Raw genomic sequence first — 9,942 nt, 5'->3', positions numbered from 1 at the left:
TCTGCCAGCAACTCAAATCACCCTCACTCAAATTTAACGCTGCGTAAGTCCTATCGGATTTATTTACATAAGCCCAGGCAGTAATTGACCACGCCTCTTCCAGATACATACTATCCGAGTCAGGAATGATAACCCGATCGTTTACCCCGTTTAAACTCAGGGCAGGACCATCGGGTCCTTTGACCCATTTTCCGCCTTGAAGTTCACCGTGATTTTCGTTTCCAGAGATATCGTTGATAACATCGCCTTTACCTTCATCGAGTAGCCAAATGCCTCTTGCGGTTTCAAAGTCGATCTCGGCATAAGTTTGCACTGTGAAAGTCAGACTGATGGTAATTATCGCTAAGCAAACTATAATGGTTTTCATCAAGATCTTCGGGATGGAACTCCAAGTCTTTAGACTTCGGAGAAAATCCCGCTCCTATAGTGAAAATTAAGGCGTGTTAGCACCTTAAAATCTGATCGTTTCGCATTTTGGCAAAGCCGTTGCCCTTCCAAAGAGTACAACGAAATACCCGCCTTGCCGAACCCACTTATACGTGTCAATCCATATTTGATGTGCTTCACGAGGGTGTTCTTTACCAATCCATTCCAGGTCGTCCCACCATAGCGAGGACGTTTCCCCCCTTTTTGAGGATTTTGCCGATATAACTCACGTCTGATAATCGCTATGGGCGAAACACAAAACATATACTTATTATCAACAACACTCCTACCTCCAACACACCTATAGGCTAAGCACCAACTATCTACGCAATGTGCCTCAAAAGTATCAGTGAGTTTATTAGATGACTTTTTTAGACTCAACCTATCGCGAATCTCTTTCGTCTGCCAACCCTGAAGTGTCAACAGCTCCCACTGCTTCTCGATCTCAGTGTAGAACCAGTGTTTGCCGACTTCCAGCGGACTAAAGGCTCGATTCCACTTTCGAGTGCTCTCTATCGTTTGCGCTTTGATGTCTTCTACACAGATAGACGTAATAGGGAACATTTTTGACAGCCAATCAAGGATACGGAGTTTCCACTCCCATCTCGCACGCGTGCCAGCAGGAATACGTTCCTTGTTCGCAAGCCGATTGGTGCGACACTTTCGGTTTGGACACTTCCGTGAACGTCTGCCTCTGCGGAGTTCGCGGCGTTTTCCAACCTTCTTGCCGACTTTGTTATGTGCATCTGCCTGAACATTGAAATAGGTATGTGCTGCGGACTTGATGGTAAAGCCTTCTTTCTTATTGCCGGGGTCCACACCAACTGCGATTTTCTGCTTATAATTCGCAGAGGGGTCTACATTCAATCGGACACAGAAGACCCCATTTTTCCAAAACGGTGTTGCCTTTCCTGATTTTATCCACTGCCCGGCACGCTGGGGTGTTGTTGGCATCAGTGGATTTTGGTTTTTATCCACGACTGGAACAAACATAGTTTGTAAGCTCCCTTGCGGGTTGTATATTGCCCCATCCAGATCACGAGTTCGTAGAGAAATCAGACTTGGGGAGCATCCGAAACGTACTTGCGGCTGCCACGCCGAGAACTCGCGATATAACGAATGCGCGTCTGGCATTCGTAAAGACTGTAGAAAACTGTTTAACTTGTGGGTCCCCGTGTGGCTACGGATATTCACAGGTCTCCCAAGTCTTTAGACTTGGGATGTTGACTTTTACCTCCTAAAGGTTGAGCTTTCCATTAAGTTCTGTTTTGAAAAAGACTGTGTCACTCTAACTGAAACGAAGCGATCTACGCTTCTGAATTTACCGCCTGAATCAAGGCGATGATGTATCCGAACTGAAACGCCCACGCTTGTCGGACACGACCAGAAACACCGGGAGGTGCTGGGTCATCTGAATGCCCTGGTGCGTGGTCAGGCATGAGCATGTAGGGATATTCCACATCTCGCAGTGTTTGTGCGACCTTATGCATGTCCAAGTGTCCTTCGTCGGGCCAGACTTCTTGGAAATTGTGTAATCCGCCACGGATGTTGCGAAAGTGGATGTTAAAAAGTTTTTTCCGCTCGCCGAAGTAGCGGAGGATTTCGTAGAATTCGGTAGCGGGATCGTCTAAACCCTCCGAAACTGTACCACAACAGAAGTTAAAGCCGTGATACGGACTATCGACGATTTCAGAGAAGCGTTTCAAGCCGTCGAACACGGGGTAATTCCAGCGTTCAACACCTCTCAAAATAGGAGCGGGTGGATCGTTCGGATGGCACGCCATTTGGACACGATTTGCCTCGGCAACCGGAATGACGCGCTCAAGGAAATAAGCGATTCGGTCAAACGCCTCTTCACGACTCACCTCACCTGCTTCTGAAAGTGTTTCGTTGTCATATTTGGAGAAGTCAAACGTACTGTAACGTGAACCGCCGCGTCCGAGGGTGCTTTCTGTTCGTTGATGGCTCAGGATGCAGAAATTATAGTTCAAACCGCGTAACCCTGCCGCTGCAGCATTTTCGATCATCTGGCAGACGGCATCGAGGTCCTTATCGCGTTGTGGATCTTGGGCGAATATGATGCTTTTTGGAAGCCCGATGTGAATCATTTCGAGGCTGACCCCGACTTCGGCTGCCTCTGCCTTGTGCCGAATCAGTGTTTCGGTTTCGGTATTCCCAACGGAGGCATCCATGTGCGTTACACCGTGGCGAACAAGGAATGCCAACTCTTTAGGAGAGGTCCCGATGCCTTGAACACCGACGTGCATCTCCGCCTTTTTGCGTGGTTGCTGTTCGGTTCTATCCATCGCTTCATTACTCCTTTAACGATCGAGTGTCCTAATCAACGTGTTGCCCTCAGATAACACTTATGCATTGTAGCAGGACATAAAAGTGATGTCAATTCAAAATCGGAAGGCGGGAACGGAAAATTTTCTGGACATACAGGCATGTCTATGCTATTCTAACTACCACAGTATTTCATAGCGTTTACGTAACAGAGGAGACACGATGGAAACCAACGAAGACTATACTTCGCTTGTACCGCATTACACATTCGCGGAGACGTTGGAAGAACAAGAAGCGCAGTTGGAGACGAATCCCTTGATGCAACGGCTCATCGCTGCACGAAAGGCTTATGAAGGCGACCCACATCGTCCTATCTATCACTATATCAACCCTGAGGCGATGCTTAACGACCCGAACGGTCTGTGTTTCTGGCAGGGACGCTGGCATCTTTTTTATCAGGCGTATCCACCTGAAGATACGCGGCAGCATTGGGGACACGCAATTAGCGACGACCTCATCCACTGGCGCGACCTGCCTTATGCGATCTATCCGAACCCCGAAAGATGCTGTTTTTCGGGTGCAACGCTTGTAGAGGAAGACCGCGTGATTGCGATGTACCACGGAACGGTTGTTGGGAACATGGTAGCAGTATCAAGCGATCCGCTGCTCCTGAATTGGGAGAAGGTCTCCGGCAAAGCGGTCATTCCAGCGAAACATGCCGATGGCACGACACCGGTGTATCGCGTCTTTGATCCGTGTATTTGGAAAAAAGATGGTTTGTATTATTCACTTTCAGGTGGCACGCTCCCGCACGGACCCGGTGGCAAACGTATCCGCGCAAACTTTTTGCTCCGTTCAGCAGACCTCGCGAATTGGGTCTATCTGCATCCGTTCATTGAGGATGACCAGTTCACATTGGTCGGTGATGACGGTGCCTGCCCGTATTTTTGGCCCATCGGGGACCGACATATACTCCTCTTCTTCAGTCATATAAGCGGTGGGCAATACCTGCTCGGTGATTATGATACTGAACGCGACAAATTTGTTGTGACAGCAGGGGCGAAAAACAATTTTGGCGCAGCATCACCCGCCGGTGTCCACGCCCCTTCGGCAACGCCTGATGGCAAAGGTGGACTCATCGTTATCTATAATATGAATCCAGCGAAGCCTACCAAAGGCTGGAATCAGATTATGACGCTACCCCGCCGACTGACCCTCCTCTCCAAAGATGAAGTCGGTGTTGAACCCGCAGGTGATATTGAGTCGTTGCGGTATGCGCATCAGCAGGTCAATGCGATGACCTTACCCGCAAACGAAGAAATCGTCTTGGAGGGTATAGTGGGCAATGCGATGGAACTTAAACTCGAAATCGATCCGAAATCGGCACCAATGGTTGAATTGAACGTCCTACGTTCACCACAGAAGGAGGAGTTCACTCGTATTGCTTTCTTCAGAGAACGCGGACTGCGCAACCCAGACATACCTGACCGTGTGCGTGATAGTCTCCTTACAATTGACTCATCGTATTCGTCAACTGCACCAGATGTCCTTTCACGTGCGCCTGAGACTGGACCGGTCTCCATTGCCCAAGACGAGACTCTCAAATTACGTGTGTTTGTTGATAAGAGTGTCGTAGAGGTATTCGCCAATGGGAAGCAGTGCGTCGCGATGCGTGTCTATCCGGACAGGGAAGATAGCCTTGGTGTGTCGTTGCGTTCACAAGGGCAAGCCTGCGAACTCAAATCGCTAAACGCTTGGCAGATGAAGAATATCTATGAAGAATAGCGGAACCTCAAATACCTCCATCAAATACGCCGCAGACCTTGATAATGTTAGAGAGGTCACACTCTATGGCACAGCGGATTTATCGTTCTGGAAAGAGGCGTTGCGCAAGCAAGGTTTCTTTCCGTATCAGGAAGCCGATAAGGCGATTCTATTGCTCAGCGCGATAGACGCAAAATGGAGGGGATTTAAATTTCGTGAGTTTGTTATCGCTGTTGGGGTCTGCTATAATGAAAATGGAACGAGTTTGGATGGATACTATCTGCCACACGCATTTAATTCCTCCAGACTCTTGGCTTTTTCGGAGAAGGTGTTTTTTCGGACTCCTTATTCTCAAGCCGACATCCAACTCGAAAACAAGCTCCCGGCTTTTATTAAATTATACCATAGGGTAGAGGTGCTTCTCCATGCAGAAATGGCTGTTCCTGAGGTGCCGCCCATCGTGGAGGATCTGGAGTGGAAGGGACCGATTTTTCTTCCGAATAGACGTGGTAAATTCTTCGCGATCTTGGCGGGTGAAACGGCGATCTATCCGTTTTTACCGGAAGTAGATCGGTTTGAAATCAAGCCGAGATCTCGCTATAACATTTTCCAGCAGCTGATTGACAGCAATTTCACGGGGAGCGTCTGGGGTCTGAGAAGCAGTGCCCGGCACGCGAAGTCGAAAACTTATGAATAAATGTGTGGTAGATACGCTCTATCTGGCAAGATAGAACTTACGCATTTTCTCTTAAAGTCCCGCTGATAAGGGGGGAATGCCATAAGGAGAACCTTCATACCGTTGATTGATTTAGTGGTTAAAAATAACACATTCTCGGCTCATATATTAAAATTGTGTAAGTCCTGAAGATTTGAAATTTCGGGAGGAAGAGTAGAAAAACAAATTATGGCAACAGACTACAAAAAGATAGCTGAAGAGCATCGAGTGGGTTATGGCTCATTTAAACATCATCGTAGTTTCTTCTACGAGCAACTTTACAAAGAAAAAACGCATTGCATCTATGAGCTTATCCAGAATGCTGTTGACAGCAAAAGTTCGCAATTGGAACTGAGATTGAAAGAAAACGAACTGTTCGTTTGGAACGATGGGGATCAGTTCAGCGAAAAAGATGTGCGTAATATCTGTTCGTTAGGTTCAAGTAGTAAAGATTTAACGCAAATTGGGACTTTTGGCATCGGTTTCAAATCGGTTTACAACTACACAGATTGCCCAGAAATATACTCTGGGAATGAACATTTTTGTATCCGAGATCTTACGCAGCCTGAAGGCATTGATAAGATGATACCGCAAATTGTAGAGCAAATTAGCCGAGGTCGAACAGTCTTCCGTCTGCCTTTTAAAGATGATCTGAGTCAGGAAGACATAGGGCTCTTGAAAGATCAGTTCTGCAAATTAGGTGAGAGATATGTTTTGTTATTCCTACGCGATCTCCAACGAGATTTCAAAAGACCCTTCAAAACAATTAAATGGATTGATGAACGCGATGATCAAACCGGAATTTGTTCCTGTATCCATCATCGTCATAGTAAGATTCAAGGCGCGTCTGAAGTTGAGTTGACAATGTCACTGAATGGTGAAAATCAATTATCAGAGATGTTCCTCGTTTTTCACAAAGTGGTTCAACCTCCACAATATGTGATTGATGCACTCTTAAAGCAGACTAAACATGACGAAAAACGACAGAAAATTCAAAAGTCGGCGAAAAAACGACAACCAATTGAAATTGCGTTCAAACTACATAACAGTGGTAGTATCACAGCAATAGATGGCAATTGTGTGCTGTTTGCTTATCTTCCTACGCAGAAAGAGACGCACCTGAAATTTCTCATTCAGGCACGGTATCAGACAACATCGGGACGTGAGGGTATCCAATCTCCAAGTGAAAATCCATGGAACAGATGGTTGGTTCAAGAGACCGCTAAATTTCTCCCTGAAATTTTGGAACAGTTGAAGGCGGCTGGATTGCTTGAGCCAGCATTCTTTAGTGTACTACCTCTGAACGAAGATAATGTGCCAAGTGAATTTTTACCTATTGCTGAGGCACTCCAAAAAGCGATGCAGGAAAGAGCGTTCGTGCCAACGGAAGATGGGAGGTATGCCAAAGCGGAGAACGTATTTTACCCACACCACGGATCCCTGCGAAAATTGGTTGAGTGCAGTTGGATATATCCGAACAGTAGTTGGTTGCATGCGGATATAGGGCGATCTGGTCGTGCTTTTCGCGTTATGCGTGAAGCAAAAATAAAAGAAATAAATTTCAGCCAAGTATTGAATTGGCTTGAACAGCGAGACTGCAATTGGTTTAAGACTAAATCTAATGAGTGGCTGCGTTCCTTGTATAACTATTTGAATAGTCAGCAGTCTGAATTGGAGCGGATAAAGAAACTACCGCTGGTTCGACTTGAAAACGGGCGACATGTGTGTGCCAGTGAAGCATTCTTTCCGCCGGAGACAGATGAAGCGCGGAAAGAAATTGCACCTTTTCTCGACGAGTTGCCTATTCTTCAGTCAGCCCTTCTTGAAGGCGAAGAAGGGAATGACATCAAAGCCTTCCTTGATAAGTTAGACGTTGAGGGTTTAGATCCTGAAGATATGATTGGAAAATGGATTCTCCCGCAATATTCTCGGTGTGACAAACCCTCTAAAGAACAGAATCTTTTGCATGTCCGTTATATTTTCAAGGTGTGGGACAAACTTTCAGGATATGAGCATAGGAACTTAAAGAAAGAAATTAGTGAAACTCCAATCCTGCAGGCTTATAATGGTGCCCAACCAGACACTGTTGATTTTGTAAAACCTTGCGATACCTATTTACCACAAGCCTACACCGGTGATATGGATTTGGAAACCTATTTTTCAGTGTCCAACGGTGAATATTGGTTTGTAGATGGTGGATATCTGGAGGGCAATTCTGATTCAAAAGAGTGGTTCAAGTTTTTGAAGGCGATTGATGCTATGGATACGCCGCTGGTTATTGAGCAAAAAATTGAGCCTGATTCATGGGATGATCAAAAGTTTAGCGAAGAACTTGCTAAGCGTAATATTAAACCCGAGCATCCTACGCGATGGCCGGAAAAGAGTATAACAGACCGTTATCTCTATTGTTTACCGGAGATATTGAATAAAATAAGCAAAGACAATGAAGCTAATCTGGCACGCTCCATTTGGCACTTGTTGGTTAAAATGGTTAAGCCACTTCCATCAGAATCATGGCAGAGGGACCACCTCTTTAACAGTCGCTTTCAAGGTATTTATCATTGGTTTCGTAACAAATGGAAACAAGAATTCTTTGATGCTACATTTTATCGTGAACTACAAGAAACTGCATGGCTCCCTGATGAAGATGGTAAGCTTCATCTGCCCTCTGAGTTGTTCGCTCCAACTGAGGATAATCGTAGAGTTTTGGGTGAAAGTGTAGCTTACCTACGCTCTGATTTTGATGTCAGCCAAGATAACGAAGCTGCCCGATGGTTGGCTGATAGTATATTGCACGTAAATCTGAAGGCAGATACAAACAGTGTGCTCAACTACCTGGGAACCCTGAGTGGCACAGAAGACACAGAAGCCAGTATTGAAAAGGTTTTACCACTTTATCGCTTTTTAGAAGACCAAGGCGCACGTCGAGAAGCGGAATTCAAAGCAAAACCTCTCATCTTTATTTTTGATCCAGAGCCAAATTGGTGGAAGAGCGATGAGGTTTTTTGGGAGAACGAGAGTGCAGTTTTCGGTAACCATCGTGGTTATCTCAAAGAGAATTATGCGGATTATGAAAGAACACTAAAGCCTTTTTTTATTGCTTTGGGAGTCACAGCAAGTACCGCAGCCTCCGACTACGCTCGTGTTATTCGCGAGGTTGCGTCTGGAGAGAAAGCTGAGATTGCTGAGATTGCTGAAATTCTTCCTCGTGTTGAAGTGCTTTACGGCCGTTTATGGCAGTCTCTACGAGAAGGCGGAAGTTCGCTGGAAAGTAAGGAGTGGCAGGAAGAATGGGAGCGAACACTTAAAGGCAGATGTTGGCTGGGCAAAACAGGGGATAAATACGATTTTTTCTCTTTGCATGAATTAGTTTGGAAGGACGACGATTACCGCTCTCGGCTTTTTAAAAAAGAAGAGATTCCATTTTGGGCGTTTGACAAGGACTTGTTGGAACTTGCAAAATGTCTGGGCGTAAAAGGGTGCTATGAACTTTCGGAGGTCGAATTTAACTATTGTGGTGACCGAGGAGAAGATCAAATTTGGTCGGAAAAAGTGCAAAACCTGTATCCATATATTTATGATTTCCTCAATTCACCGCGTCTGTGTGAACAATACAGAGAGGAACAAGCTGCTGAGATTTTAAAACGACTATCGGTTCACCAGGCTCAAAGGTTAGAAGTCAGGTACAGGTTGAATGAAGCGTCCGTTTCCGATCCAAATCCACGCCAGAGTTTTTTAGAGAAAGAAAAGGGAATACTCTGGTTAGGATTAGAGGAAGATGAAGAAGCATATCCAGATCTCATCGGCGATGCCTTACAAGATGATTTTCGCATCGACCAACTCCGCGAGTTTGTCAAGGATCTATTACCGTCAGTAAATCTGTCTAAGACTGCCCTATTGAGTTGGAAACGCCGAGGTTTCCAGGCCGATCTCTGTCTGTCACCATCAGAGTCAGATTCTGAAGGAAATGAAGAGAACTTGTCGAAATCTGTTGATGAGAGACTTATGGGTGAGGCTGGTGGCAAAAATGATTCAGAAACGAATAATTCTGAATCCGAAACGCCAATGGTTCATGAGGGTCCAGAAACTGGAAGTGAGGATGGCGATTCAACTGAGGATAAATCTGAAGCTCCGGTGCATCGACCACGTCCAAGTAGAGGTGGCGCGCGCTGGCCCGGTGGAAGTGGGAGCAGCACACCTAATAGAAGGACGGGTACCGGCTATGGTGGTGGCGGTGGTGGAGAAGGGGACAAACATAGGACTTTAAAGAAGTATTTGTCAGATAATCCTTCACTGTTTGGTGAAGGATTAAAATTGATTGATACTGAGTATAGATTCGGTTCAGGTGATGAGGCAGATATCTTGTTTGAGGATAGTTCTGGAAACCCTGTAACCGTGGAAGTGAAACCACCGATTTCATCTGGTAGCGATCAAGAAGTTTGGCAAGCCGTGAAGTATAAACATCTTGCAGCTGTCAAATATGGTTTGCCATGTGAACAGGTCCGCAGCATCCTTGCAGCACCGCAAATCCCTGACGGTGTCAAAGAAGAGTGCAAACGGCGAGGAATTGAACCTTTTGAGGTGACTCAACGGTAGGAACCATAAGTGTCAATTTAGGGATTTTTCGCGCCATTTTGTCGTAGAGGTTCCACAAATGCCGCCCCTATGGGGCTTAGTTCTTTGCAGAGACACGTTTCTACACAGATGCCTTCTCTACAGGACTAAAGAGGGTTTCTGGAGTGTTCAAAGTT

At 45.9% G+C, this 9,942-nt stretch carries 6 protein-coding genes; 3 read left to right on the top strand and 3 right to left on the bottom strand.

Annotated features, from left to right (window positions below; translation table 11 throughout):
• The 3 genes from OXN25_03105 to OXN25_03095 form a co-directional block, all read right to left on the bottom strand.
• On the bottom strand, window positions 1-367 hold a 367-nt coding region (locus OXN25_03105), incomplete at its 3' end, for a hypothetical protein (protein ID MDE0423841.1).
• Between the two features lie 29 nt (window positions 368-396).
• A complete protein-coding gene (locus tag OXN25_03100; GenBank protein MDE0423840.1) occupies window positions 397-1,419 on the bottom strand; it encodes an RRXRR domain-containing protein in 1,023 nt (340 codons plus the stop codon).
• Between the two features lie 314 nt (window positions 1,420-1,733).
• The gene (locus OXN25_03095) at window positions 1,734-2,732 is read right to left on the bottom strand and encodes a mannonate dehydratase (GenBank protein ID MDE0423839.1); all 999 of its coding nucleotides are present in this window, start codon (window positions 2,730-2,732) and stop codon (window positions 1,734-1,736) included.
• Between the two features lie 202 nt (window positions 2,733-2,934).
• Here OXN25_03095 and OXN25_03090 point away from each other — a divergent pair, with 202 nt between their 5' ends.
• From OXN25_03090 to OXN25_03080, 3 genes are all read left to right on the top strand, one after another.
• The gene (locus tag OXN25_03090; GenBank protein MDE0423838.1) at window positions 2,935-4,497 is read left to right on the top strand and encodes a glycoside hydrolase family 32 protein; all 1,563 of its coding nucleotides are present in this window, start codon (window positions 2,935-2,937) and stop codon (window positions 4,495-4,497) included.
• Entirely contained in the window at window positions 4,487-5,173 is a 687-nt protein-coding gene (locus tag OXN25_03085; protein MDE0423837.1) for a hypothetical protein, read from the top strand. Before OXN25_03090 ends, OXN25_03085 begins: the two co-directional genes overlap by 11 nt.
• A gap of 207 nt (window positions 5,174-5,380) precedes the next feature.
• Window positions 5,381-9,787: an endonuclease NucS gene (locus OXN25_03080; GenBank protein ID MDE0423836.1), complete on the top strand. Its 4,407-nt coding sequence runs from the start codon at window positions 5,381-5,383 to the stop codon at window positions 9,785-9,787.
• Window positions 9,788-9,942: the final 155 nt, after the last annotated feature.

The sequence above is a fragment of the Candidatus Poribacteria bacterium genome (assembly GCA_028820845.1).
GTDB lineage: Bacteria > Poribacteria > WGA-4E > WGA-4E > WGA-3G > WGA-3G.
Note: the sequence above shows the minus strand (reverse complement) of the source record. Positions and strands in the feature narration are given on the sequence as shown.